At 68.5% G+C, this 24,350-nt stretch carries 25 protein-coding genes and 1 tRNA gene; 19 read left to right on the top strand and 7 right to left on the bottom strand.

The window, feature by feature from the left end; genetic code table 11:
• The first annotated feature begins 27 nt into the window (after positions 1 to 27).
• Positions 28 to 756 carry an alpha/beta fold hydrolase gene (locus AB5I40_RS30440; RefSeq protein WP_370933685.1) on the top strand — a complete coding sequence of 243 codons (729 nt, stop codon included), beginning with the start codon at positions 28 to 30 and terminating at the stop codon, positions 754 to 756.
• 21 nt (positions 757 to 777) lie between these two features.
• Complete coding sequence (locus tag AB5I40_RS30435; RefSeq protein WP_354739864.1) at positions 778 to 1,602, top strand: acyl-CoA thioesterase II; 825 nt, start codon at positions 778 to 780, stop codon at positions 1,600 to 1,602.
• A 19-nt stretch (positions 1,603 to 1,621) separates the two neighbouring features.
• On the opposite strand, the gene AB5I40_RS30430 is transcribed toward AB5I40_RS30435, so the two are convergent.
• Positions 1,622 to 2,185, bottom strand: a complete 564-nt coding sequence (locus AB5I40_RS30430) for a hypothetical protein (protein ID WP_370933684.1) — start codon at positions 2,183 to 2,185, stop codon at positions 1,622 to 1,624.
• A gap of 329 nt (positions 2,186 to 2,514) precedes the next feature.
• Here AB5I40_RS30430 and AB5I40_RS30425 point away from each other — a divergent pair, with 329 nt between their 5' ends.
• The gene (locus AB5I40_RS30425) at positions 2,515 to 2,727 is read left to right on the top strand and encodes a hypothetical protein (RefSeq protein ID WP_344265227.1); all 213 of its coding nucleotides are present in this window, start codon (positions 2,515 to 2,517) and stop codon (positions 2,725 to 2,727) included.
• Positions 2,728 to 3,081: 354 nt separating this feature from the next.
• On the opposite strand, the gene AB5I40_RS30420 is transcribed toward AB5I40_RS30425, so the two are convergent.
• Positions 3,082 to 3,627 (bottom strand): TetR/AcrR family transcriptional regulator, encoded by a 546-nt coding sequence (locus AB5I40_RS30420; RefSeq protein WP_370940640.1) that lies wholly within the window; start codon positions 3,625 to 3,627, stop codon positions 3,082 to 3,084.
• A 701-nt stretch (positions 3,628 to 4,328) separates the two neighbouring features.
• Between AB5I40_RS30420 and AB5I40_RS30415 the strand changes: the two genes are divergently transcribed.
• Together AB5I40_RS30415 and AB5I40_RS30410 are read left to right on the top strand one after the other, a co-directional pair.
• Positions 4,329 to 4,937 carry a nuclear transport factor 2 family protein gene (locus AB5I40_RS30415; RefSeq protein WP_370933683.1) on the top strand — a complete coding sequence of 203 codons (609 nt, stop codon included), beginning with the start codon at positions 4,329 to 4,331 and terminating at the stop codon, positions 4,935 to 4,937.
• Positions 4,934 to 5,548: a response regulator transcription factor gene (locus AB5I40_RS30410; protein ID WP_009084166.1), complete on the top strand. Its 615-nt coding sequence runs from the start codon at positions 4,934 to 4,936 to the stop codon at positions 5,546 to 5,548. The genes AB5I40_RS30415 and AB5I40_RS30410 overlap by 4 nt, the downstream gene beginning before the upstream one ends.
• Here AB5I40_RS30410 and AB5I40_RS30405 read toward each other — a convergent pair.
• From AB5I40_RS30405 to AB5I40_RS30390, 4 genes are all read right to left on the bottom strand, one after another.
• On the bottom strand, positions 5,538 to 6,755 hold the full coding sequence (locus AB5I40_RS30405; protein WP_370933682.1) for an amidase: 1,218 nt from the start codon (positions 6,753 to 6,755) through the stop codon (positions 5,538 to 5,540). The genes AB5I40_RS30410 and AB5I40_RS30405 overlap by 11 nt on opposite strands.
• Positions 6,752 to 7,000 carry a hypothetical protein gene (locus AB5I40_RS30400; RefSeq protein ID WP_344266668.1) on the bottom strand — a complete coding sequence of 83 codons (249 nt, stop codon included), beginning with the start codon at positions 6,998 to 7,000 and terminating at the stop codon, positions 6,752 to 6,754. The genes AB5I40_RS30405 and AB5I40_RS30400 overlap by 4 nt, the downstream gene beginning before the upstream one ends.
• A 22-nt stretch (positions 7,001 to 7,022) precedes the next feature.
• On the bottom strand, positions 7,023 to 7,529 hold the full coding sequence (locus AB5I40_RS30395) for a flavin reductase (protein WP_354739856.1): 507 nt from the start codon (positions 7,527 to 7,529) through the stop codon (positions 7,023 to 7,025).
• A gap of 96 nt (positions 7,530 to 7,625) precedes the next feature.
• Complete coding sequence (locus tag AB5I40_RS30390; RefSeq protein WP_370933681.1) at positions 7,626 to 9,083, bottom strand: ATP-binding protein; 1,458 nt, start codon at positions 9,081 to 9,083, stop codon at positions 7,626 to 7,628.
• A gap of 135 nt (positions 9,084 to 9,218) precedes the next feature.
• On the opposite strand from AB5I40_RS30390, the gene AB5I40_RS30385 reads away from it, so the two are divergent.
• From AB5I40_RS30385 to AB5I40_RS30340, 10 genes are all read left to right on the top strand, one after another.
• Complete coding sequence (locus tag AB5I40_RS30385; RefSeq protein WP_370933680.1) at positions 9,219 to 10,340, top strand: acyl-CoA dehydrogenase family protein; 1,122 nt, start codon at positions 9,219 to 9,221, stop codon at positions 10,338 to 10,340.
• A gap of 32 nt (positions 10,341 to 10,372) precedes the next feature.
• Positions 10,373 to 10,753, top strand: a complete 381-nt coding sequence (locus AB5I40_RS30380) for a hypothetical protein (RefSeq protein WP_037808097.1) — start codon at positions 10,373 to 10,375, stop codon at positions 10,751 to 10,753.
• Positions 10,754 to 10,765: 12 nt separating this feature from the next.
• The gene (locus tag AB5I40_RS30375; protein WP_370933679.1) at positions 10,766 to 12,037 is read left to right on the top strand and encodes a Rieske 2Fe-2S domain-containing protein; all 1,272 of its coding nucleotides are present in this window, start codon (positions 10,766 to 10,768) and stop codon (positions 12,035 to 12,037) included.
• Positions 12,030 to 12,533, top strand: coding sequence for an aromatic-ring-hydroxylating dioxygenase subunit beta (locus AB5I40_RS30370; protein ID WP_370933678.1), 504 nt, complete (start codon positions 12,030 to 12,032; stop codon positions 12,531 to 12,533). Before AB5I40_RS30375 ends, AB5I40_RS30370 begins: the two co-directional genes overlap by 8 nt.
• A complete protein-coding gene (locus AB5I40_RS30365) occupies positions 12,530 to 13,273 on the top strand; it encodes an SDR family NAD(P)-dependent oxidoreductase (protein WP_370933677.1) in 744 nt (247 codons plus the stop codon). The genes AB5I40_RS30370 and AB5I40_RS30365 overlap by 4 nt, the downstream gene beginning before the upstream one ends.
• Before the next feature lie 27 nt (positions 13,274 to 13,300).
• Positions 13,301 to 14,257 carry a 2Fe-2S iron-sulfur cluster-binding protein gene (locus AB5I40_RS30360; protein WP_370933676.1) on the top strand — a complete coding sequence of 319 codons (957 nt, stop codon included), beginning with the start codon at positions 13,301 to 13,303 and terminating at the stop codon, positions 14,255 to 14,257.
• 181 nt (positions 14,258 to 14,438) lie between these two features.
• Positions 14,439 to 15,764, top strand: coding sequence for an MFS transporter (locus tag AB5I40_RS30355; RefSeq protein WP_370933675.1), 1,326 nt, complete (start codon positions 14,439 to 14,441; stop codon positions 15,762 to 15,764).
• 45 nt (positions 15,765 to 15,809) lie between these two features.
• Complete coding sequence (locus AB5I40_RS30350; protein ID WP_344265266.1) at positions 15,810 to 16,379, top strand: XRE family transcriptional regulator; 570 nt, start codon at positions 15,810 to 15,812, stop codon at positions 16,377 to 16,379.
• Positions 16,380 to 16,452: 73 nt separating this feature from the next.
• Positions 16,453 to 17,076 (top strand): DUF4190 domain-containing protein, encoded by a 624-nt coding sequence (locus AB5I40_RS30345; RefSeq protein WP_370933674.1) that lies wholly within the window; start codon positions 16,453 to 16,455, stop codon positions 17,074 to 17,076.
• Between the two features lie 162 nt (positions 17,077 to 17,238).
• Positions 17,239 to 17,517, top strand: a complete 279-nt coding sequence (locus AB5I40_RS30340) for a hypothetical protein (protein WP_370933673.1) — start codon at positions 17,239 to 17,241, stop codon at positions 17,515 to 17,517.
• Positions 17,518 to 17,771: 254 nt separating this feature from the next.
• Here the strand turns inward: AB5I40_RS30340 and AB5I40_RS30335 are convergent.
• Positions 17,772 to 17,844: transfer RNA gene (locus AB5I40_RS30335), tRNA-Thr, on the bottom strand.
• 208 nt (positions 17,845 to 18,052) lie between these two features.
• On the opposite strand from AB5I40_RS30335, the gene AB5I40_RS30330 reads away from it, so the two are divergent.
• From AB5I40_RS30330 to AB5I40_RS30315, 4 genes are all read left to right on the top strand, one after another.
• The gene (locus AB5I40_RS30330) at positions 18,053 to 19,558 is read left to right on the top strand and encodes a threonine/serine exporter ThrE family protein (protein ID WP_370933672.1); all 1,506 of its coding nucleotides are present in this window, start codon (positions 18,053 to 18,055) and stop codon (positions 19,556 to 19,558) included.
• An 84-nt stretch (positions 19,559 to 19,642) separates the two neighbouring features.
• Positions 19,643 to 21,094: a trehalose-6-phosphate synthase gene (locus tag AB5I40_RS30325; RefSeq protein WP_370933671.1), complete on the top strand. Its 1,452-nt coding sequence runs from the start codon at positions 19,643 to 19,645 to the stop codon at positions 21,092 to 21,094.
• Positions 21,095 to 21,135: 41 nt separating this feature from the next.
• Positions 21,136 to 23,670 (top strand): trehalose-phosphatase, encoded by a 2,535-nt coding sequence (gene otsB, locus AB5I40_RS30320; protein ID WP_370933670.1) that lies wholly within the window; start codon positions 21,136 to 21,138, stop codon positions 23,668 to 23,670.
• Positions 23,671 to 23,800: 130 nt separating this feature from the next.
• Positions 23,801 to 24,334: a hypothetical protein gene (locus AB5I40_RS30315; protein ID WP_370933669.1), complete on the top strand. Its 534-nt coding sequence runs from the start codon at positions 23,801 to 23,803 to the stop codon at positions 24,332 to 24,334.
• Positions 24,335 to 24,350 lie beyond the last annotated feature (16 nt).

The raw sequence follows: 24,350 nt of genomic DNA, 5'->3' as shown, positions 1-24,350 counted from the left end.
ACCGCCGCCTGCGGAAAGATCCGTCCGGTGGAAAAGCTGAAGCTGCGCGTCACCGGACAAGGCGAACCGCCGGTCCTGCTCCTGCACGGACTCGGCGCCACCGGCGCGGTCTGGGACGGCTTGACCGGTCACCTCGACCGGCGGCTGCTCGCGCCGGACCTGCCCGGACACGGCGGCTCGCCGCAGCTGCCCGAGTACACGTTCAAGTCGCTCGCGGCAGCAGTCGCCGATGCTCTCGACGAGCCCGGCCCGGTCGCCGTCGTCGGTCATTCGCTCGGCGGTGTCGTCGCGCTGGAACTGGCGAGCGGCCGCTACGGCGTCGAGGTCAGCAGCGTGCAGGCGGTAGGCATCAAGGTCGAGTGGAGCGAAGACGACCTGGCCCGCGCCGCCGCGATGGCAGCCCGCCCGCCCCGGCTGTTCGAAACCCGAGAGGAGGCCGAAACCGCCTATCTGAAGGTCGCCGGGCTGACCGGCCTGGCTCCGGCAGACCCGGACGGCGTCACCGAAACCGCGGACGGCTGGCGGCTGGTCCTGGACCCTCCCGCCTTCGGAGTCGGCCGCCCGGAGATGCCGAGCCTGCTGGCTGCCGCACGCTGCCCTGTGGTGCTCGCCACCGGCGAAAACGATCCGATCTGCCGCCCTGAGCAGCTCCGCGCCCTCGTTCCCGAGGCAGTGGTCCTGTCCGGGCTCGGGCACAACGCGCACGTCGAGGATCCAGCTGCGGTGGCGGCGCTGCTCACCCCGCGGAGCAGCTGAGCAAGCGCTTAGACTGGCCGGGTGACGACGATCGATCCCGCCCGGACCGGGCTAGACCAGCTGCTGAAGCTCGAACCCCTCGAGCTGAACTTGTTCCGCGGCTGGTGCCACCAGGGTTCGCCGCAGCGGGCGTTCGGCGGTCAGGTCGCGGCGCAGGCGCTCACCGCGGCCGGCGCGACCGTGCCCACTGCGCGGCATGTGCACTCGCTGCACGGCTATTTCATCCGTGGCGGGCGCACCGACATGCCGATCATCTACGAGGTCGAACGCACCCGCGACGGCGGTTCGTTCACCACGCGCCGGGTCGTCGCGATCCAGAACGGCGAGAGCATCTTCAGTCTGTCGGCGTCGTTCCAGACCGAGGCGGAAAGCAGCGCGCACCAGGCGCGGATGCCGGACGTCCCGGCCCCGGACGAGGCGGGCGTCGTCGAGCAGGACCGTTCGCCGATCGTCCTGTCCGCCATCGAAGTCCGCTTCGTCAGCAACCCGGAAACCGGCCTGCCCGACACCGGCCGCGGCCCGCGTCAGCAGATCTGGGTCCGAGCGAAAGACGCGCTTCCGGACGCTCCGCTGGCGCACGTCTGCGCGCTCACCTACATCTCCGACATCCGCCTCGCTGGCACCGCCCTGCTGCCCCACCGAGACGACCCGGGCGAACCGCAGCTGACTTCGCTGGACCACGCCGTGTGGTTCCACCGTCCGTTCCGCGCGGACGAATGGCTGCTGTTCGACATGGAAAGCCCCAGCTACGCGAACACCCGAGGCCTGACCCACGGCGAATTCTTCACCACCGACGGGCGGCTGGTTGCCTCAGTGACCCAAGAAGTACTGCTGCGCAGGCGCTGAGCCAGTCCGATGTAGACAGTCAGCCGAGCCGGACCCGCACCGGCCCCGCCGGCTCCGCCGGCTCCGCGGCAGCCTCGGCGACGGGCGCGCGCAGGATCTTCGACAACTGCCACGCTTCAAGCCCGGCAAGCACGGTGTTGGCGACCACCAGCAGCAAATACAACCCGGCCTGCACCGAAAGCCGGAACGGATGCTGGTCGGAAGAACCGGCCAGCAACGAAATATGGCATGCGACAACGACCGCCATCGACACCGCGGACAGCCCGCCGAGAGCGATCAGCAGCGCCCGCAACACTCGGGTGCGCCGCCAGTTCAGGTACCCGGTCTGGACCAGACCCGGCGTGCTGACCATGACCAGCCCGCAGCCGTAACCGGAAAAACCGCCGACGACCCCGCCGCCCGCGACCAGCGCGGTAGTCAGGTGATACGAAACCGGAACCCGGTAGGCGGCGAGGATCGCGGCCACGCAGACCAGCAGCCCCAACGGCAGGTGCGGCCAGCCGTACCAGGGAAGCCGGCGCTCCATGCGAAGAATCGCCGGCAGGTCGATGTCGCGGTACGCGTCGGGGTCGCGCAAAGCCATTCGCACCGTTCCTCTCGTCCCGGAAACCCCCGGTGTGTGCGCGGTGACCGGCGAAGCCTAGGGCAGGCCGCCCGGCCGTGCAAAATCCACTTGAACCCGCCCGGGCGAGAGACCGGTTAACCTGGCCCTTGCTTTCGCGCCCCGCCTCCGAATTCCGCCGCCGACGGGCGAAGACCACGTGACCCACACCACCCACCAGCTCGCTCGCATCCTCCCGACCAGCACGAACCATCGCCGAACCGGCATTCACTTCTTGCGCTTCCTACGAGGTTGTCCCGGGATGTCCGGTAGAGCGATTTTCTGTCGGTGGTGCAAGTTAGGCTGCAGGCATGAACACCGAGGCACCCACCGTCGCCGCCGAAGATCTCTCCCAAGGCCAGTGGTTCTGGCACGAACCCGCTCCCGGCTTGCGTTCCTGGCCGCTGCAGGTCGCCACGGCCGAGATCCTGGAAGACGCAGTCCGCATCATCACCACCGACGAGGTCCGGGAACTGGTCTCGTACGCCCGCGACCGCCGGGTCCGCCTGGCCGTCGCCTCCTGAACCGCACCACCAACAGCACCACCACTGGGGAACTCTGGGGGACCGGGCCGGCCGCACCCGCGAGCGGCCCGTCCAATATGGACACCACATCCCGGCCCGCGGCCGTCGGCCGGATCGGGCACTGAATTTCGGTAGCTGCTAAGCGACTCTTGCCGCTCCGCACTCGCTGCCTCACACAACTGCGCCGCGCACCGCGGCACCCGACTGCGCAGTGCATTGCGGCGCAGGGGTTGCGCATCGCGCCTCAATAGCGATGGCGTGATCATTTCCGGTCGCGCGTGAATCCGTTGTCCGGCAAGCAGATCTCATCCACGCCGATCCTCCGGTTCTGCCTCGCATCTCTCCGCCGACCGGTCAGCGGGAAAGAACTCCCTGCAACAGCACGTCCAGGAGATGCCGAGCACGGGAATCCCACTCGTCCTCGTCCAGGCGAGTCAGGTAGCCCGACAAGATGAAAAAGTCGCGAGCGTCGATGTCGGGACGGATGGTTCCTTCGGCCTTTCCGGCATCGAGCAGGAGAGTAATGGCGTCCCCGAGCGGACCGTGGCTTTCTTCCGACAAGCCTTTCCACACCGCGGTTTCCAACGCCGCGAAGACACCCCGCTTGACTCGCGCATACTCGGCGATCCGGTCGAACCAGCGAGACAACGCCTCGACCGGCCCGTGCGCGGACAGCAGTTCCGGGGCCAGCGCGACCAGGTCCTCCACCTCTTGCCGATACACCTCGGCAAGCAGGTCCTCACGCGTGGGAAAGTGCCGATAGAGCGTCCCCTGCCCGACGCCAGCCGACTTGGCCACCGCGTTCAGCCGCAACTCCCCCGAACCGGCGATCGCCTCGCGAGCGATCTCGACGATCCGCTCCCGGTTCTCCCGGGCGTCGGCCCGCTGAGCCGCACTCATCGCCGACGTCCGGCACCAGTGGAAACGCACATGCCGCAACGTTATCGCGGACCGGCCGAGTGCCGCATAATCCGCGTGCGGCACAGCGCTGGCGGGCGGGTGGCCGACCAGCGCCCCGCAGCCAAACGCAGCGTTCGGGATCCATGCGCAGCCGCTTCCACCGCCAACGATCCCGACCGCAACGAACGGCCACGACGCGGCCACGACGTTCCGAGCCCAGCGTGAACACGGCACCACACGCCACGGCAATGCTCTTGCCCGGCCAGGCCGATTCGCCCCGCATCTTCGCCACAACCACCCCGCACGGGCGGGCCTGCGCCAGGGTTATCCAGCAAACACCGCGCCCCCAGGCGGGTGCCCGCAGCGGCCGGACCAGAAGCATCACCCCAAACACCCCGCCCCCAGACGGGTACCCGCAGCGGCGGGACCAGAAGCGTCTCCCCAAAGAGCCGCCCCCAGCCACCTCTGGGCCACCAACCACCCCCAGCCCATTGATAACCGCCACCCCCGGTTTGAAACACGCCCCGCATAACTCACCGATCCGATTGACAACCCTTCCGAACGGGGCAGAGGCTGGTCACAAGCTGCCAACGCCCGGAGCGGTCCGGTCCGGTTACCCTGTCACCTAGCCGAAAACCGCACCGAAAGGCCAACCCCCGGCACTGAAGCGCCATCCGTCACGACTTCTGGTGAGGAAAACGATGTCTCTCGACCACCCCGCACCCGCCGACCCGGCCACGGACCGGCGGATCGCCGCGCTGGAGGAGACTGTCGCGGGGCTGGTGCGGCGGGTCGGGACGCTGGAGGCCGAGGCGGAGATTCGCCGGGTGCAGGCCCGCTACATGTTCCTTTGCGACACGCCCTGCCCGGAGTTCGGCGTCACCAGCGACGACGAGCGGATCGACCTCATCATGGCGCTCTACACCGACGATGCCGTCTGGGAGGGCGTCGGCGAGTACTACGACGGGCAGTTCGGGCGAGCCGAAGGCGCGGACGCGATCCGGGCGCATTTTCAGCGGTTCTGGGGCGAGAAGAAAGACCCCGAGCTTCTGCTGAACGCGCATTATCTCACCTCTGAGCAGATTCACGTGAATGGCGACGAGGCCACCGGGCAATGGATCCACATGCAGCCGTGGCTGTTTTCCGACGGGAAGGCGCTCCTGCGGTCCAGCCGGTTGAACAATGCGTTCCGGCGTGTGGGCGACACCTGGCGAATCACCCGCACCCGCACCGAAAACGTCTTCATCGCGCCCCTGCCGGAAGGCTGGGCCAGCGACTATCCCTCGGCCTCAGTGCTGATGAAGCCATGAGCGACGACCCGGTCGTGCACGTGGTGGACGACGACGAAGACCTCCGGCAGTCCCTGGTTTTCCTGCTGGAGAGCGTCGGCGTGCAGGCGTTGACCTATCCGGATGCCCAGACCTTCCTCGACGAGTTCGATCCGGCCGAACCGGCGGTCGTGATCGTCGACGTGCGCATGCCCGCGATCAGCGGTTTTCAGCTGCAGGAAAAGCTCGCGGAAATCGACTGCCCGGCTCCGCTGATCTTCTGTTCCGCGCACGGCGACATTCCGATGTCGGTCCGTGCGCTCACCGCGGGGGCGGTCGATTTCCTGGAGAAGCCTTACCAGGCCCAGCGCATGGTCGAGGTGGTCCAGACCCAGCTCATCGAGGCCCGCCGCCGGTTCGCGGAGCACGCGGAGCGGCAGGCGGTCCGGGCTCGGCTCGACACGTTGACTCAGCGCGAGCGCGAGGTGTTGCGACTGGTGGTCGACGGGATGCCCAGCCAGGCGATCGCGCACCGGCTGGGCACCAGCGTCAAGACTGTCGACGTGCATCGGGCGCGGATCAAAGCGAAGACGTCGGCGGACAGCCTCGGGACGCTGGTCCGCGACATCCTCACCCATCGCGTCACCGTTTAAGCGCGGTCTCCGTCCAGCGGCCGGTGGCGAGCAAAGCTGTCTCCTCCGAAGAACGGCCGACTAGCTGCAATCCCAGCGGCAATCCGGCCTCGTCGCGCAGACCCGGTACGGCGATGACCGGCAGGCCCAGCGCCTGCCAAGGGCGGCTGAGCACGGGATCGCCGGTCGCGGCCAGCCCGGCAGGGGCCGAACCGAGTGCGGCAGGGGCGAGGATGGCGTCATAACCGGCCACGATCTCGGCGAGCCGCGAAGCACCGGAAGCGACGACGTCCAGCGCGGCTTCGTATTCCGCGAGCGGCATCTCCGCGCCGGTACGCAGCAGTTGCGCCAGCGGGGCGCTGAGCCGGTCCGCGGAAGCAAGCTCGACGGGACGTTCCCGTGCCGCCTCGTAAGCCATCACCACGGGGTGCGCGGCGGTCAACGCAGGAACCAGAGCCGGGTCTGGGAATTCGTCGACCACGGCACCGGCGGAGCGCAGCCCAGCGACCGCGGAACCAAGCGCAGTCCGCATCGCCGGAGTCGCGTCCTCGGACGACCAAACCAGCAATCGCGGAGGAGAAGAAACCGCAGCCTCCGGTTCCCCCGACAACGCTGACCAGGCCAAGGACAGGTCGGAGACCGTCGCGGTGAACATGCCGTGGCTGTCCAGGCTCGGGCTCAGGCCGGTGACACCGTCGACCGGGAACCGGCCCCGGCTCATGACCAGCGAGGCAACTCCGCAGAACGCGGCTGGGCGCGTGACTGAGCCAGCGGTTTGGGAACCGAGGGCCAACGGGACGTGGCCAGCGACAACGGCGGCGGCGGAACCGCTGGAGGAACCGCCGGGTGTGTGGCCGGGCGCGGCGGGATTATCCGTGGGGCCGGGAGCGAAGAACGCGAATTCCGTGGTAACTGTTTTGCCGATCGGCACTGCACCGGCACGACGCCATTCCCGGACGATCGCAGCGTCCACAGTGGCCGGTGGGGAATCCTCGCGCAGGACGGAGCCGCAGCGGGTCGGGAGTCCGGCCAAGTCGATGATGTCCTTGACGCCCAACGGAACTCCGCCCAGCGGACCCACAGACACAGGCACAAAAGCCGACGAGACCCAGGCGTCAAAAGAAGCTGCAGCAATCCGTGCACGGGCCTCAGCGACAGCCGCTTCCGGCGTCGTCCGGCCAGCGGTCAGATCGGCGACCAAGGCGCGCAGCGACCACGGGGCGGTCACGGCTGGGTCCAGGCGGCGTCGGCGGTCCAGTAATCCATGCCGCTCGCGCTGACCGAATGCCGCCAGTCGGACGTCCGGCGCAGCAGCGGTTCGACGCGGGCGGTGGCCTCGTCGGCGGCGTCCGGGCCGTCGGCCGGGACCTGCCAGTGCACCCAGTCCAATTCGCGGCCGTGCTCGTCGTGCACGAAGAGGTCGACGTGCCGCCAGCCGTAGCCGTGCGTGTCGTTGTAGCAGGTCAGGGTCATCCGGTCCACGGGTTCTCCTCGATCAGGCGCTGAGCGCGGCAAGCCGGTGGAAGCGGCGCTGGAAGTACACCAAAGCTCCGCTGTCCGGCGCGGTCAGCACTTTCTCGATCTCGACGAACAGCACCGAATGCGACCCGTGCTCCTGCTCGGCGACGATCCGGCCGACCAGCGAGGCCGCGGCACCGCGCAGGACCGGGGCGTCCTCGCTGTCGAGGTCCCAGCAGTCCTCTCCGAACCGTTCGGCGGTCGGCACCTTCGTCGCGCCGGCGAAGTGCATGGCCAGGTCCTCCTGGCCGGGGCCGAGGACGTTGACGCACACCTGGCCGTTGCCGACCAGGATCGCGTGCGACCGGCTCGACCGGTTGACGCACACGAGCACGGTCGGCGGGCTGTCGGTGACCGAGCAAGCGGCGCTCACCGTCATCCCGGCGAGGCCGTGCGGGCCGGCGGTGGTGACGACGTTGACGGCCGCGGAGAGGTTGGCCATCGCGGTGCGGAATTCGCGCTGGGTCCGGGTCAGCTCGGACACGGTGCCTCCTAGGACTGGGGCCGGGACTGCCTCGACCGTACAAAGCCGCACCGGTCGCGGGATATCGAGAACTTCCCCGGCACAGCTGAAGAATTCCTAACCCGGGCCGGTCGCGGGCAGTGCGAAGCCGAAGCGCGAACCGCCGCCGGCGCGGTGTTCGGCCCAGATCGTCCCGTGCTGGCGGGTGATGATGCGGTGGCTCAGCGCCAGTCCGATGCCGCTGCCGCGCTCCTTCGCGGTGAACGACTCGTCGAACGGGTTGCGCGGGAAGCCGCGGCCGCGATCGTCCACGGTGACCACGCCGGTGTCGCCGTCGCGGCGCGTGGTGAGCACCAGGCTGCGCCGCTGCTGCGGGCACTGGGCCATTTCCTCGATCGCGTTGAAGCACAGGTTCAGCACGACCTGGCCGGTCAGCACGCGTTCACAGTGCACGGGCACCGCTTCGGCGGACCGGTCGAAGGTCACCTCGATCGCAGCCGGTTCAGCCCGCAATCGCACGAAATACAGGCATTCCTCGACGATCTCGTTGAGGTCGGCCACCTGCTCCACGTGCTCCAAATGCCCGACGAACGCCCGCACGGACGACACGATCTGGCTCGCCCGCTCGATCTGCCGGACGGCACTGTCGATGCCGTACACGACGGGAGCGGCATCGAGCGTCCGCGACCGGACCCCGGCCAGGAAGTTGCCCGCGGCGGCGAGCGGCTGGCTCAGTTCGTGCGCGATCGCCATCGCCATGTCGCCCATCGCCGTGTAGCGCGCCAGGTAGTTCTCCCGGTGCAATTCCCGCTCGCGTCGGACCTCGCCGCGCACGCGTTCGGACACGTCGTAAAGCAGCATCAGAAAGGCGTCTCCACCAGGCTCGCGAAGCCGTTCGACGCTCCCTTCCAGCCACACCCGGCCCTGGATCTCCAGCCGTACCTGTGTGGCTGGCACCGCGCGTTCGCGGACCTCGTCCCATGTGGCCGGACGGTCGTCGAGGCGCAGGCCCGCGTAGTCGGTCAGGCGGCCGAGCGGCTCGTCTGGCGTCGCCCCGAACAGCTCGACCGCGGAGTCCGTCGCGAACCGCAGCTCGCCCGAGCCGTCGAGCATCAACGCGACCGCCGACGTCTGCCGGGCCAGCGCGTCCACCCAGGACGTGGTCAACCGCAGCTCACGCTCGATTTCCTGCTCGCGTTCGATGTCGCGGAACTGCACCATCACCGCCGGGCCCTGCGCCAGTTCAACTCGAGTCGCCACCGCATCCGTCGGAATCACCCGGCCGGATTTCGTGCGGTAGTGCCATTCGATCCGGCTGACGCCCTTGTCGACGGCCTCCTGCAGCCACGCCCGCCCGATCACCCGGTCGTACTGCTGCGCGGAGCTGCTCATGTGGTTCGCCTTCAACGGCCGCAGCTCCGTGACGCTCCATTCGAGCATCTCGCACGCGGCCGGGTTGGCCCACAGGATGTTCTTCGTCGCGCCGTCGTGCACGAGCACGCACGTGCGGCTGGCGTTGAGCATCGCGACGAAATCGTGCGTCGTCAGCTCTGGCGCGCGCGGGTCTGCCTCCATCGGCTCAGCGTAAAGCCCCTGGCTGGCGGCTCGCACTGAAGAAATCCCCTACGCCCGCTCAGGCACTACCAATTCCCGCGCGCCGCCGTGGTTCGTACCGTCGGAACGACCGCACCGGCATTCTGAGGAGCAGCGATGAGCGAAGTCACCATGGAGGAGGTGCTCGCCGAGCTCGCCAAGCGCAAGGACGAGTTCCAGCAGCAGCGCTACGTACCGCGGGACTTCATCGACCGGCTCAAGCAGCTCGGCATCTACCGGGCCAGCACGCCCGCGAAGTTCGGCGGCAACCCGCTCCCGCCCGCCGAGTTCCTCCGCCTGATCGAGCGGATTTCCACAGTGGACGGTTCGACCGGCTGGGTCGCCAGCTTCGGCTCGTCGCTGATCTACCTCGCCGCGCTCCCGCTGGAAACGCAGGCCGAGCTGTACAAGAACGGCCCGGACGTCGCGTTCGCCGGCGGCCTCTTCCCGGTCCAGCCCGCCCCGGCGACCGAAACCGGCTTCCGCGTGGACGGTCGCTGGAAGTTCGCCAGCGGCTGCATGGGCGCGGACATCCTCGGCGTCGGCATCCCCGGCGACGAATCGACCGGCGGGAAACCGCGCACCGCGCTGCTGCGGCCCGAGCAGGTCGAGATCGTGCGGGAATGGGACGTCGTCGGCATGCGCGGCACCGGTTCGTTCGACCTCGTCGTACGTGACGTCGAGGTCCCGCGCGAGTGGACGTTCATCCGCGGCGGCGCGCCCATGGTGGACGAACCGCTCTACCGCTACCCCACAATCGCTTACGCCGCACAGGTTCTCGCCATCGTCGGCGCGGGCGTCGCACGTGCCGCGCTCGACCACGCCCGTGAGGTCGGCGCTGGCTACACCGGCGTCACCGGTGCGCCGAAGCTCGCCGACCGCGGCTACTACCGCACCGGGTACGCCGACGCCGAGGCCGCGCTGCGGTCCGCCCGCGCCTGGTTCTACGAGGTCAGCCACGAGGTCTGGGACACCGTCGTCTCCGGCGACGAGGCCAGCGACGAGCAGAACGCCCAGCTGCGGCTTTCGTCCGCGCACCTGGCGAAGACGTCGTCCGAGGTCGTCTCGAAGCTCGTCGAGATTTCCGGCACCGCGCCGATCTACTCGACGCACCCGCTGCGTGGACTTCAGGGCGACGCACTGGTACCCAAGCAGCATGCGTTCCTGGGCCCGGCCATCCACGACGCCGCCGGCGCGGTTCTCATGGGACAGCCGCCGACCAGCCCCGGCTTCCGCTGACCAGCCACCACCACGACGAGGAGTCTCCGACTGTGAGCACGCAGCCCCTGCGGGTGCTTTTCTGCATCGGCATCAACCAGAACTTCTTCGACCTGCCCGCCGACGGCATCACCATCGGCGACGTCTGGCAGTCGTTCGTGTCCATGATGGACCAGCTGAAAGCGTTGCCGGGCATCACTTTCATCGGCGACATCGACGATGACGCGCACATGGTCGGCCCGTCCGACGGCTGGCCGTGGACCTGCTACATCCTCGCCGACGCCGACAGCCAGGAAACCGTCAAGGCCGGCTGCAACCTGCTGCGCACGACCGAGGTCGGCAGCAATGGCGTCAAGCTGTGGCGCTTCGCCAAGATCGAAGCCCGCATCGGGCGTCCGCTGACCGTCCGCGAAGACGTCGACCTGCCCGACTGAACCGGAGACCTCATGACTGAGAACACCGTTGTTCCCGCCGATTTCGCCGAAAGCGACCGGGTAGCCGCGCGGCTTTACACGGACCCGGAAATCTTCGAACGCGAGATGACGCAGATCTTCGAGCGCTCGTGGGTTTGGGTCGCGCACGAAAGCGAATTGGCGCAGCCGGGCAACTTCAAATCCACTTACGTCGGCCGCCAGCCAGTGATCGTGACCCGCGACCGCAAGGGCACGCTGCACACGATGCTCAACCGCTGTCGCCACCGCGGCGCGAGCCTGTGCGAGAAGCCGAGCGGCAAGGCCAACGGCTTCACCTGTCCGTACCACGCCTGGAGCTACGGCCTCGACGGCAAGCTGCGCGGCATCCCTTACCCCGACGGCTACGAAGGCGTGCTGGAAAAGGGCGAGCTGTCGCTGAAGAAGCTGCGCACCGAGTCGTACGGTGGCATGGTTTTCGCGACCTTCGCCGAAGAAGGCGAGTCCCTTGAGGACTTCCTCGGCGACGCGAAACTGTGGATCGACCGCTTCATGAAGCAGGGCGGCGGTTACCCGATCAAGGTGCTGGGCAAACACCAGTTCACATTCCGCGGCAACTGGAAAATCCAGCTGGAGAACACCACCGACGGCTATCACTTCCCGATCGTGCACCGCTCGTGGATGGCTTCGGTGGACGCGGAAACCGCTGACATGATGTCGTTCATGACCGATCCGTCGGCGATCACGCATTCGCTCGGCAACGGCCACAGCGTCATGCAGATGGTGCCGGAACACTCCGACCTGGACGTCGACGACGGCTCCGAACCGCTGCAGGGCCGCTTCGACCACGTGGTAGCCGAGCTGTCGAAGACGCTGGACGAGGCGCAGGTGCGCAAGGTGGTCCGGGCCATGCACGGCACCGGGTTCAACCTCAACCTGTTCCCGAACGTCTCGATGTCCGCGGCGTTTTTCCGCGTGCTGCGGCCGATTTCGGTCAACGAGACGCTGATCGAGCACGTCGCGATCGGGCCGGACGGACCGCCGGAGCTGGACATCGTGAACCGCGAACGGCTGCGCATCCACGAGCACTTCCAGGGCCCGTTCGGGTTCGGCACGCCCGACGACGCCGAGGGCTGGGACCGCGTGCAGCGCGGTGCGCACGGCGGCCCGGACCTGCCGATCCTGGTCAACCGCGGGCTCGCGCGGGAAAAGGCGAGCCCCGAGGGCTGGCCGACCTCGCACGTCACCGACGAAACCGGCATGCGCGCCGCGTACGCCCAGTGGAAGGAGATGATGGGCGATGACTGAGACCATCCCCGTCACTGACCTGCGGGTCGCGCGCGCCGTCGACCTCGTCAACCGCGAGGCGGAGCTGCTGGACCGCACGGAATACCACGTTTGGGAAAAGCTGTTCACCGAGGACGGCATTTACGTCATCCCGATCGACCGGGAAACCGACGATTTCGCCGGCTCGCTGAACATGGTCTACGACGACGCGCGGATGCGGCAGATGCGCATCGCGCGGATGACCGAGGGCTACGCACTCGCGGCTGTCGATTCCGCCCGCACCGTGCGCACGGTGTCGCGATTCGTGCCGGAATCCGTTTCAGACGACGAAGTCGTGCTGCGTTCGGCGCAGATTCTGGTCGCCTACAAGCGAGGCAATCACGATCTGTGGGCAGCGGATCTGGTGCACCGCATCCAGTTGTCGCCGGAAGGCCCGGAAGGTGACCGGATCGCGTTGAAGGTCGTCCGGTTGGTCAACAGCGACGAAGCCGTTCCGGCCGCGGGATTCCTGCTGTGAGCGCGCCGACGGAGCCGCACGTCGCCGTTGTCACCGGCGGCGCGAGTGGTCTCGGGGAAGCGATCGTGCGGCAGTTGCACGCCGAGGGTTACCGCGTCGCGATCGCGGACGTCAACGGCGAAGCGGCCGAGAAACTGGCCGCGTCCCTTGGCAACTGCCGCGGCTACGCGGTCGACGTGCGGGATCGAGCGGCGCTCGCGCAGCTGAAGGACGACGTCGTCCGCGATTTCGGCAGCGTCCAGGTGCTGGTCAACAACGCGGCCCGCACGCAGGCGGCCCCGCTGATGGAGATCACGCCGGAAGACCTCGACGCGGTTCTCGCGGTCAACTTCACCGGCACGTTCACCGCCTGCCAGATCTTCGGCGCGTACTTCGCTGAAAAGGGCTACGGGCGGATCGTGAACATGGCGTCGCTGGCCGGCCAGAACGGCGGCACGGCGACCGGCGGGCATTACGCGTCGTCCAAGGGCGCGATCATGTCCGCGACGAAGGTGTTCGCGCGCGAACTCGCCGCGCGCGGGGTCACGGTGAACTCGGTGTCCCCCGGGCCGCTGGACAGCCCGATGGTGCATTCGATCGTCGGCGAGGACAACCTCGAGGCCTTCACGAAGAACATCCCCGTCGGACGGCTCGGCGACCCGGCGTTCATCGCGCGGATGGTGTCGCTGCTCGCCTCGCCCGGCGCGGCCTCGGTCACCGGGGCCTGCTGGGACGCCAACGGCGGCCTTTACCTGCGCTGAACTCCCTTGCCCTGAAACGGAGAGCCGATGCCGAACACCGTGGTCCGCGTGGCCGAGGTCGTCGAGGAAGCGCCCGGGATCCGGGCGCTTCGCCTCGTGCGCGCCGACGGCCTGCCGTTCGACCCGCACCCAGCCGGTGCGCACGTCGACGTCACCGGCCCGACCGGGATCCTGCGCCAGTATTCGCTCTGCGGGCGGCCGGACGACACGTCGTCGCTGCTGATCGCGGTGAAACGGGAGCCGGATTCGCGCGGTGGTTCCGAGGCGCTGCACGCCGTCGCGGAGAACGACAAGCTCGAGGTCGGCGAGTCCCGGAACCTGCTCTCGCTGGCTCCGGACGCGGACCGGCACGTGCTGATCGCGGGCGGCATCGGCATCACTCCGTTGCTGAGCCTGGCTTATCAGCTGCACGCCGACGGTGCCGAATTCGAACTGCACTACTTCGCCCGCGACCGGGAATCGGCTGCTTTTGTTTCCCTGCTTGAAGAACAGGCTGAATTCCGGGATCGAGTGCTGCTGTATTTCGGCGTACCACGCGGCGAACAGCCCGCTGTATTGAAGGAAGTGGCGGCCGGGCTCGGTTCCGCCGGGCACGTCTACACCTGCGGCCCGGAAGGTTTCATGGAGCAGGTCACCGGCGTGTTCGCGCCGGTGGTCGGCGAATCGCAGGTGCACGTCGAGCATTTCACCGCGGCCGAGGTCGACACGAGCGGCGATCAGCCGTTCACCGTCGAACTCGACACCGGCGAGGTGTTCGAGATCCCGGCGGACCGGTCGATCCTGTCGGTGCTGACCGACAACGGGATCGAGGTGTTCAAATCGTGCGAGGAAGGCATCTGCGGCTCGTGCGTCTCCGGGGTTCTGGAAGGCACGCCGGAGCATCGCGACCAGTGTCTTTCGGCCAGCGACAAGGCTTCCGGCGACCAGATGGCGCTGTGCGTGTCGCGCGCCCGCTCGGAAAAACTGGTGATCGAACTGTACTGATCGCGGCGGCCGGAATCCTCGGGATTCCGGCCGTCTTGTCGATTAATTGATCGATTTTATTTATCAATCCGCCGCAAATCGGACTTTGCCTCCTTCGTCACGCTTTCCCTAAGCTGTGTCCACCGTTTCCCCACCACCGGACACCCCGCGCATTCTCGCGCGAGACGACGAAAGGCCTGCTATGGCCAAGCGCGACGAAGCGCACTCTCCCGGCGTGCTGCGGCTCGGATTCGCCGCCGGCGTCGGCACTTCCCTGGAAATGTACGATTTCTCGATCTACGGCACCGCGGCGGCATTGGTGTTCGGGTCGGTGTTCTTCAAAACCGGCAACGCCTGGTTCGGCACCTTCATGAGCCTCGCGACCTTCGCCATCGGATTCGTGATGGCCCCGCTGGGCGCGGCGCTTTTCGGCTGGCTCGGCGACCGTCGCGGCCGCCGCACCGCGCTGTACGCCGCGTTCCTGCTGATGGGTTTCGCGACGCTGGGCATGGGCGTTCTCCCGCCGTACGGGGTGATCGGCATCGCCGCGCCGCTGCTGCTCGTCGGATTGCGTCTGCTGCACGGCGCTGCCCGCGGCGGGGAAAGCGCTGGCGCGGCCGTCTTCGCCGTTGAGCACGCGCCGGAGAAACGGCGTGGCCTCTACGGTTCCTTCGTCGCGCTCGGCTCGCCGATCGGCGTCGTGCTGGCGAACCTGGCTTTCGCGCTGGTCCTCCTGCTGCCCAACGACGACATCATGAGCTGGGGCTGGCGGCTTCCGTTCCTCGCCGGCGGCATCGTGCTGGCGATCGGCATCTGGGTCCGCCGCGGCGTTTCGGAAAGCCCGGAATTCGAGAAAATGGCCGCCGCCGAAACGCGCGCGAAAAAGCCGCTCGCCGACGTCCTCCGCTCGAATTGGCGACGGCTGCTGCTGATCGCCGGCGCGAACCTCGGCCTCACCGCCTGCACTTTCGCACTGGTCACCTTCATGCTGTCCTACGCGACCGCCGCCGCTCCGGAAGGGCTCGGCCTCCCGCGCGCGCCGATCGTCACCATTTCGACGATCACCCTGCTGTGCCACGCCGCCGCGAACGTCGGAGCCGCCTGGCTGTCCGACCGGATCGGCCGCAAACCGGTGATGCTGACCGGCTCAGTCCTGTCGATCGCCGCCGCGCTCGTGATGTTCCCGATCGCCTCGGCCGGCACCGTCAGTGCGGTCTTCGTCGCGTTGCTCTTGGGCTTCACCGCCACCGGAATCCTCTTTGGACCGATGTACACCTGGTTCGCCGAACTGTTCCCGCGAGAGCAGCGCCAGTCCGGTCTCGGCGTGGGCTACCACGTCGGCGCGGTGCTGGGCGGCGGCCTGTCGCCGATGATCGCCAACCGGATCGTGGCCGCGACCGGCGACGCCCTCGCGGTCGGCTACTACCTGGCCGCGCTCCTCGTGCTGAGCCTGGTCTGCCTGCTGATCCTCCCGGAAACCGCTCCCGCGCGCCGCGCCGCGAAACCGGCTCCCGAACTGGTCAGCTGACGCGGCCCGCACCCCAGTCTCCCGTTTGGGCGAGACTGGGGTGTTATGCGTGAGATCGACGAAGTACTGGACGCGGTCGGCCCGAGGCTGCGAACCCTGCGCAACCGGCGCGGCATCACCCTGGCCGACCTGTCGGCCGAGACCGGCATCTCGGAAAGCACCCTGTCCCGCCTGGAAAACGGCCAGCGCCGGGCGAACCTGGAACTGCTGCTGCCGCTGTCGCGCGCCTACGACGTCCCGATCGACGACCTGGTCGGCGCACCCCGAGCCGGCGACCCGCGCGTCCACCTCCGCCCGATCCACCAGCACGGGATGACCTACGTGCCGCTCACCCGGCGACCGGGCGGCGTGCACGCGTACAAAATGCTGATCCCCGGCCGTTCCGCGGAACCCGCATTGAAAACGCACAGCGGCTACGAATGGCTATACGTCCTCAATGGACACCTGCGGTTAATCGTAGGAGCGAAGGATCTGACGGTCCCACCCGGCGAGGCAGCGGAGTTCGACACGACGGAACCCCATTGGCTCGGCTCCGCCGACGGAGGCGCGGTTGAGCTGCTGATCCTCTTCGGACTGCAGGGCGAACGAGTGCATGTGGAGCCGCGCCCGAACTGATACCAAAAATGACGTAACACCCGTGGCGACTAGTGCGACCTGTTTGTGCACGGTCGATCACGAAAGGCTCTCAATGTCCGCCCCTGACTATCCTCCGCCGCCCGCACCCCAGGCGGCCCCGCCGGCCCACCAGCTCCCGCCGAAGAACGGGCTCGGCACCGCCGGGTTCGTGCTCGGGCTGGTCGGCCTGATTTTCTCGTTCATCCCGGTCATCGGGCTCATCGCGTGGCCGCTGGTGATCCTCGGGATCATCTTCTCCGCACTCGGCTTCGTCCGGACGCGGTCCGGAAAGGCCACGAACAAGGGCCTCTCGATCGCCGGTCTGGTGCTCTCGGTGATCGGCCTGGCGATGTGCATCGTGTGGACCGTGACGACCGCCAAGGCCGTCAACGAGATCAACACCGAAGCAAACCGCACGGTGACCATCCACTACGAGGTCACCGGCACCGCGAAGGAAGCCTCGATCAGCTACACCACCATCGGCGACGGCAACGCGTCCTCCAACCAGGACCAGCCGCAGACCCTGCCGTGGTCGAAAGACATCACCACGAAGGGCCTGTTCAAGGGCGGCAGCCTGTCGGTGACCACCGGCGCCGACGGCGGAGAAGTGACCTGCAAGGTCGTCGTGGACGGCAAGGAAGCCAAGACGGCGAAGGCGTCGGGCAACTTCGCGACCGCGTCCTGCAACGGTTTCTGATTCCGAGACCATCCGCTCGCGGCGGCCCCGTCCACCGGACGGTGCCGCCGCGAGCGGTCTCAACTGGTACCGCGAAATAGGCTCGAAACTGGCTCTGGCTGGCACCAGATGGATCTCGGACAGTGAGAGGAAGCACTGAGCGAACCCACCAGCGAGGCAGTCATGTCGGCCCAGATCCTCCCGCTGAACCACCGCGAGCGAGCCACTCTCACCGCCGTCGGCCTCGGCCGCGCCGAAATGACCTGCAGCTGCGAACCCGACCTCTACATCGACGGCGTCCCGTGCTGCGACCAATTCACCGCCCACCGCCTCGCCCGGTTCGCCTTGGTGGTCCCGCTACGCGCCGGCCGGCGCGGCGAGCGCGTCCCGGCGCTCCTCACCGACGCCGGTCGAGCCGCGATCGATTTGCCTGCCGCTGACCTCCCGCGGTCCGCTGCCTGAACCACCGCGCTGTCGTTGCGGATACGGCATTCTCGCGTGATGGCATACCTCAACGGCACAGCCACGCGAGTAGTGGACGACGAGTTCCCCGGCTGGGTCGAGGTCCGGTTCGCATCCCTTGCCGCGTGGTGAAGACCGAAGACAACGGCGCGGTGGCGGTTGTCGAACTGGCGCACGGGGTCACCGATCGCGGTGACCGAAACGTGTTTCGAGTGCCAGCCGGCGCGGTTATCACGGGCCCATGATCGAAACGGAGCCGGCAAGGGGGTTCGAACCCCTGACCTTCTGTTTACAAGACAGATGCTCTACCAACTGAGCTATACCGGCGCGCACCCGGCACCGGGCGCGTCCGAAGTATATCGGGCCGCTCCCGTCGCACCCGGGCAACCCGCCCCAACCCCCAGGTCAGCCCCCGAAATCGACAAGATCCAACCCCATGCGGCACGATCGATGACAGGTGTGGCGGACGCCACTGCAACAGCTGGGACGGTACGGCCGATGGTCCCCGGGAGGAACGAGGAGGTGGGGATCGATCATGAAGATCAACGAGCGTGCCGGCCAGGGGGCCGCCCGTAGACGGTGGCCGATTCTCGAGCCTCCGCATCCGCGGTCCAGCCAGCGGCATCGGCCGAATTTGCTGCGCCGGCGCGCTTGGCACATTCTCGAGGCTCCGACGGCGGAACAGCCCGCGGTCGAGTCCGAGGAGGCGCTCGGACCGAAGCCGCCCGACGACGCGACCGTCAACTTCGTTCTGGATCTCACTTTGCGGATCGGCGAAGTGCAGATGGCCAGCGGCGCCGGGGCTTCCGACGTCACCGCGACCATTCTCGCGCTCACCTCCGCGCTCGGGCTGCCGCACTGCGAGGTCGATGTCATCTTCACGTCGATCACCGTCACCTGTCACCGCGGGACGGATCTCGCGCCGGTGACCGCGTTGCGAGTGGTCCGTTCGCGCAGTCTCGACTACACGCGGCTGACCGAGACCGAGGCGCTCGTGCGCCAGATCGTCCGCGGGCGCACCGGAGCTGAGGAAGCCGTCACCGAACTGGACCGGATCACCTCCGCGCCGCACCCGTACGCGCGCTGGACCGCGACCGCCGCCTGGGGCGGGCTGGCCGGGTTCATCACGTTGCTGCTCGGCGGCGGCCTCGACATCGCGCTCGTCGCCATGGTCATCTCCGCCGCGGTGGACCGGATCGGCAGGCTGCTCAACAAGTTCAACCTGCCGTTCTTCTTCCAGCAGGTCGTCGGCGGGCTGTTCGCGACGCTGTCGGCGATGGTGATAGTCAGCAGCAATATCCTGACCACGGACCGGCCGACGCTCGTGGTCGCGGCGGCGGTCACCGTGCTGCTGTCGGGGCTGTCGACGGTTTCCGCGGTGCAGGACGGGATCACCGGGTACTACGTCACCGCGTCCGGCCGCACGATGGAAACCGCGTTGATGAGTGCCGGGCTGATCGCTGGGGTCGTGCTCGCGCTGCGCATCGCGGTGATGCTCGAACTGCCGCGCACCCCGTTGCCCGACGTCCCGGTGTCGACCGCACAGCATCTGCCGATCATCGTCATCGGCGGAGCCGGCGCGGCTGCCTGCTTCGCGCTCGCCTCGTACTCGAAACTGCGCGCGATGCTCGTCGCCGCGGCAGCGGGCGGGATCGGCGCGATCGTTTACGGCGCACTGATCCTCGCGACGCTCGACGCGGTGAGTGCCTCGGCGATCGCGGCGACGCTCGTCGGGTTCTGCGGCGGCGTCATGGCGCGGCGGCTGAAAGTTACTCCGCTCGTGGTGGCCGTGTCCGGGATCACTCCGCTGCTCCCCGGCCTCTCCACCTATCGTGGTCTATACCAATTAGCGGTGTCGCCAGGCGGCAACATCTCCACCCTGATGACCGCGGTCGCCATCGGGCTCGCCCTCGCGGCGGGCGTTGTACTGGGCGAATACCTCGCCCAGCCGGTCCGCACCGGGCTCGGCAGGCTCGAGCGCAAGCTCTCCGGGCCGCGCCTGGCCGGGCCGATGGAACCGACCGAACGGCGTTTGGAGTAACCAGTTGGTCACCGGCCGGTCACTCCGCGCGCGCTAGGGTTTCCAGTGGGGCCGCGACCCGCCGATGACGAGGGAGCAGCTGGAGTGACTGACGCGATCGCCGAGCAGAACAGCGCACCGTCCGCGGATTTCGTCGTGGTGGCCAACCGGCTGCCCGTCGACCTCGAACGGACCGCGGACGGGGAACAGCGCTGGACCGCCAGTCCCGGCGGACTGGTGTCCGCGCTCGAACCGTTCCTGCGCTCCCGCAAGGGCGCGTGGGTCGGCTGGCCGGGCGTGCCGGACGTCGAGGTGGACGAGTTCGACGACGACGGGCTCGTCCTGCATCCGGTGACGCTCACCTCGGCCGAGGTCCGCGACTACTACGAGGGCTTCTCCAACGCCACGCTCTGGCCGCTCTACCACGACGTCGTCGCCCGGCCGGTTTTCGACCGGGCGTGGTGGGACAGCTACGTGAAGGTCAACCAGCGGTTCGCCGAGGCCAGCGCCACCGTCGCCGCACCGGGCGCGACCGTGTGGATCCAGGACTACCAGCTGCAGCTCGTGCCCCGGATGCTCCGCGAACTGCGGCCCGACCTGCGCATCGGCTTCTTCCTGCACATCCCGTTCCCGCCGGTCGAGCTCTTCATGCAGCTCCCGTGGCGCGCGGAGATCGTGCGCGGCCTGATCGGCGCGGACCTGATCGGCTTCCACCGGCCCGGCGGCGCGCAGAACTTCCTGTGGCTGGCCCGGCAGCTGGTCGGCCTCGAACCCACCCGCGGCGCGGTCGGCGTCCGGTCCCGGCCGGGCATGGTGCAGGTCGGCGACCGCACGGTGCGCGTCGGCGCGTTCCCGATCTCCATCGACGCGGCGGGCCTCGATTCGCTCGCCCGCAGCAAGGGCGTCGCCGAGCGCGCCAAGCAGATCCGCCGGGACCTCGGCAACCCGAAGGCGGTGCTGCTCGGCGTCGACCGGCTCGACTACACCAAGGGCATCGACCTGCGGCTGCAAGCGCTGCACGAACTGCTGCACGAGGGCCGGCTCGAACCCGGCGACGTCACGTTCGTGCAGCTGGCCACGCCGAGCCGCGAACGCGTCGAGCACTACCAGCGGATGCGCGGCGAGATCGAGCAGATGGTCGGCCGGATCAACGGCGAGTTCGCTCGCGTGGGCCACCCGGTCGTGCACTATTTGCACCAATCCGTGAACCGCACCGAGCTGGCCGCCTTCTTCTCCGCGGCCGACGTCATGGTGGTGACTCCGCTGCGCGACGGGATGAATCTCGTCTGCAAGGAGTACGTCGCGTGCCGGCCGGATTTGGGCGGCGCGCTGGTGCTGAGCGAGTTCGCCGGCGCGGCGGCCGAGCTGACCAGCGCTTTCCTCGTCAACCCGCACGATCTGGACGGGGTGAAGAACGCGTTGGAGGCTGCCATTACGCTCGACCCCGCCGAGGGCCGACGCAGGATGCGCGCCATGCGTCGCCAGGTCCTCACCCACGACGTCGACCGGTGGGCGCGTTCGTTCCTCCAGGCGCTGGGTGCCGAACCGGCCGACTGACCCCCTCCCCCGTACCGCGCTGGACCTCCTGAGGAGGAGTGTTGACCGCCGAGGCGTTGCCCGCGGAACTACGGCGCGCGATCGTGCAGATCGCCCGTACCCCGCGCCTGCTGGTCGCCTGCGACTACGACGGCACATTGGCCCCCATCACGGCGAACCCGGACGAGGCGCGGCCGCTGCCTGAGTCCGTGGGCGCGTTGAGATCTCTCGCCGGCCTGCACGAAACGACCACCGCCGTGATTTCCGGCCGGGCCCTGCGCGACCTCGCGACGCTGTCGCGGCTCCCGTCCGAGGTGAACCTGGTCGGCAGCCACGGATCCGAGTTCGACATCGGCTTCATCCACGCCCTCGACGAGGACGCGAAGGCGCTGCACCGGCGGCTCGAACACGAGCTGGAACAGCTGGTGCTCGACGTGCCGGGGGTGTCGCTCGAGGTCAAGCCGGCGAGCATCGCGGTGCACGTGCGCCGCGCCGAGCACAACGCCGGCCGGCGCGTCCTCGCGGACGTGCACGAAGGCCCGGCGAAGTGGGAAGGCGTCACGACCACTGACGGCAAGGAGGTCGTCGAACTGGCGGTCGTGAAGACCGACAAGGGCAACGCCCTCGACACCCTTCGCCACCAGGTCGGGGCCACCGCCGCGGTGTTCCTCGGCGACGACGTCACCGACGAGAAGGCGTTCGCCCGGCTGGCCGGACCGGACCTCGGCATCAAGGTCGGCGACGGCGAATCGCTCGCCGAGTACCACGTGCCCGACACCGTCGACGTCGCGATGGTGCTCGCGTTCCTGCTGGAAGAGCGGCGCAACTGGCTCTACGGCGAGTCCGCGACGCCGATCGAGCGGCTGTCGCTGCTTGCCAACGAGCGCTCGGTCGCGCTGGTGACGCCGGACGCGAAGCTGACCTGGCTGTGCCACCCCGGCCCGGACGCCCCCGCGGTGTTCGCCGACCTGCTCGGCGGTCCCGGGGCGGGCCACTTCTCGATCAAACCGCACCGCAACGGACTCCCGCTCGGCCAGCGGTACCTGCCGAACACGATGACGGTCGAGACACGCTGGTCGCGACTGCTCGTCACGGACTATCTCGAGCCGGAAAGCCCCGGGCACCGCACCGACCTCGTGCGCGTGATCTCCGGCGAAGCGGTGGCGCAGGTCGTGTTCGCGCCGCGGCCGGAATTCGGCGGCGTGCCGGTGCGGCTGGTCGCCGAGGCCGAGGGCCTGCGCGTGCTGGGCACGTCGGAGCCGTTCGTGCTGCGCTCGCCCGGCGTCGAATGGTCGATCGCCTCCGACGGCCTCCAGGACACCGCGACCGCGCTCGTCCAGCCGACGCCGGAGCAACCGGTGGTACTGGAATTGCGTTGCGGCACCACGGATTTCACCGCCCACGAACTGTCCGAAGTGGACCGTCGCGACCGGGCGGGCCGGTACTGGAGCGACTGGGCGGCGAAGCTCAAGCTGCCGACCGTCCAGACCGAACTGGTGCGCCGTTCCGCGCTGACCCTGCGCGGGCTGGTCAACACCGACACCGGCGGCGTGCTGGCCGCCGCGACGTCGTCGCTTCCGGAGGAGATCGGCGGGGTCCGCAACTGGGACTACCGCTATTGCTGGATCCGCGACGCCGCGATGACCGTGCGCGAACTGGTGCACCTCGGTTCGCACGAGGAGGCCGAGGGCTACCTGAAGTGGCTGCACGGCGTGCTCGCCACGCTGGCCGGCCCGGAGCGGCTGCACCCGCTGTACACGCTGGCCGGAAGCGTCATCGGCGCGGAGGCGGTCATCGAATCGCTGCCCGGGTACGCCGGTTCCCGGCCGGTGCGCGTCGGCAACCTGGCCAACCACCAGGTGCAGCTCGACGTGTTCGGCCCGGTCGTGGAGCTGGTCGCGACGCTGGCGCAGGTCCGGGGCGAACTGCGCGACGAGGACTGGCAGATGGTGCGCGCGATGGCCGAGGCCGTCACGCGGCGCTGGAACGAGCCGGACCACGGCATCTGGGAAGAGCGGCACGTGCCGCGGCACCGGGTGTACTCGCGGGTGATGTGCTGGGTGACCATCGACCGCGCGGTGCGCCTCGGCGACGAGTACGGCCGCGACGTCCCGGGAGCCTGGCCCAAGCTGCGCGACCAGATCAAGGCCGACGTGCTGGAGCACGGCTGGAACGAAGAGGTGCAGGCGTTCACCACCGCCTACGACGGCACCGACCTCGACGCGGCGTCCCTGTTCGTGGGCCTGACCGGCCTCATCGACCCGGCGGACGAGCGGTTCCAGAAGACCGTGACGGCGATCGAGGCCGAGCTGCGCAGCGGTTCCACGGTGTACCGCTACCGGCGCGACGACGGTCTTCCCGGCGGCGAGGGCGGCTTCCACATCTGCGCGGCCTGGCTGATCGAGGCGTATCTGTGCACCGGGCGGCGCAACGAGGCCGAGGAGCTGTTCGCGCAGATCGTCGGCGCGGCGGGCCCGACCGGGCTGCTGCCCGAGCAGTTCGACCCGGTCGCGGAGCGTTCGCTCGGCAACCACCCGCAGGCGTACTCGCACATCGGCCTGATCCGGTGCGCGAATCTGCTGGCCGAGAAGGCTTGATCAGGCAAGCTCGTTAGCACGCCTCGGTGACAAGTGCCGTGAAGGCCGCCTTGCCGGAATCGCATTCCGTTAAGGTGGTCTTCACGAGCATTTGCACGTTCGTTCGGGTTGCCGGCGCGGAGGTGATGCGGTGAAGCAGTACTACGGGCAGCAGTCCGCGGAGTACGCCCCGCTGCCGCCGCTGTTCGCCGCCCGGGTGCGCGTCGCTTCCGTGGTCGTCGGGGTCGCGCTGGCGATCGGCACGCTGCTCGTTTTCGGCATCACCGCGCTCGTGAACCGTCCGCTGCACGGGCACAGCCTGCCGAGCGGCCTGCTCGGTCTCGCCGCCCTGCTGCTGCCGCTGCTGTCCGTGCTCGCCATCGCCGTCGTGGTGCTGTCCGCACGCCGCTGCTTGCAAGGCGACTATCTGGTGATCGCCCGGGCTCGCAGCACGCGCGCGGCGCTCACCACCTGCTTCACGCTGCTGTCGGTCAGCTGCCTGATCGCGCTCGGGGTGTCCGCGCTGGTGGATCTCTGGGGAAACCACGGCAAGCTCGGCTTCACCGAGCTGCTCGCGACGTTCTCGAATTTCGCCATCGGCCTGATCGGCTACAGCGCCGGGCTCTGGTTCGTCCGGCCGTCGGTGAGCACGCTGGAGAAGTTCAGCGACCACCCCATCTGGTAACGCCGTGAACGCTCGC

The organism is Amycolatopsis sp. cg13 (assembly GCF_041346965.1).
GTDB lineage: Bacteria > Actinomycetota > Actinomycetes > Mycobacteriales > Pseudonocardiaceae > Amycolatopsis.
This window is presented reverse-complemented; position numbering and strand designations above follow the sequence as displayed.

Coding starts and splice junctions, on each gene's coding strand:
- AB5I40_RS30430 (WP_370933684.1), bottom strand. CDS start 2,185: ATGGCTTTGCGCGACCCCGACGCGTACCGCGACATCGACCTGCCGGCG.
- AB5I40_RS30425 (WP_344265227.1), top strand. CDS start 2,515: ATGAACACCGAGGCACCCACCGTCGCCGCCGAAGATCTCTCCCAAGGC.
- AB5I40_RS30420 (WP_370940640.1), bottom strand. CDS start 3,627: ATGAGTGCGGCTCAGCGGGCCGACGCCCGGGAGAACCGGGAGCGGATC.
- AB5I40_RS30415 (WP_370933683.1), top strand. CDS start 4,329: ATGTCTCTCGACCACCCCGCACCCGCCGACCCGGCCACGGACCGGCGG.
- AB5I40_RS30410 (WP_009084166.1), top strand. CDS start 4,934: ATGAGCGACGACCCGGTCGTGCACGTGGTGGACGACGACGAAGACCTC.
- AB5I40_RS30400 (WP_344266668.1), bottom strand. CDS start 7,000: ATGACCCTGACCTGCTACAACGACACGCACGGCTACGGCTGGCGGCAC.
- AB5I40_RS30390 (WP_370933681.1), bottom strand. CDS start 9,083: ATGGAGGCAGACCCGCGCGCGCCAGAGCTGACGACGCACGATTTCGTC.
- AB5I40_RS30385 (WP_370933680.1), top strand. CDS start 9,219: ATGAGCGAAGTCACCATGGAGGAGGTGCTCGCCGAGCTCGCCAAGCGC.
- AB5I40_RS30375 (WP_370933679.1), top strand. CDS start 10,766: ATGACTGAGAACACCGTTGTTCCCGCCGATTTCGCCGAAAGCGACCGG.
- AB5I40_RS30370 (WP_370933678.1), top strand. CDS start 12,030: ATGACTGAGACCATCCCCGTCACTGACCTGCGGGTCGCGCGCGCCGTC.
- AB5I40_RS30360 (WP_370933676.1), top strand. CDS start 13,301: ATGCCGAACACCGTGGTCCGCGTGGCCGAGGTCGTCGAGGAAGCGCCC.
- AB5I40_RS30355 (WP_370933675.1), top strand. CDS start 14,439: ATGGCCAAGCGCGACGAAGCGCACTCTCCCGGCGTGCTGCGGCTCGGA.
- AB5I40_RS30350 (WP_344265266.1), top strand. CDS start 15,810: ATGCGTGAGATCGACGAAGTACTGGACGCGGTCGGCCCGAGGCTGCGA.
- AB5I40_RS30345 (WP_370933674.1), top strand. CDS start 16,453: ATGTCCGCCCCTGACTATCCTCCGCCGCCCGCACCCCAGGCGGCCCCG.
- AB5I40_RS30340 (WP_370933673.1), top strand. CDS start 17,239: ATGTCGGCCCAGATCCTCCCGCTGAACCACCGCGAGCGAGCCACTCTC.
- AB5I40_RS30330 (WP_370933672.1), top strand. CDS start 18,053: ATGAAGATCAACGAGCGTGCCGGCCAGGGGGCCGCCCGTAGACGGTGG.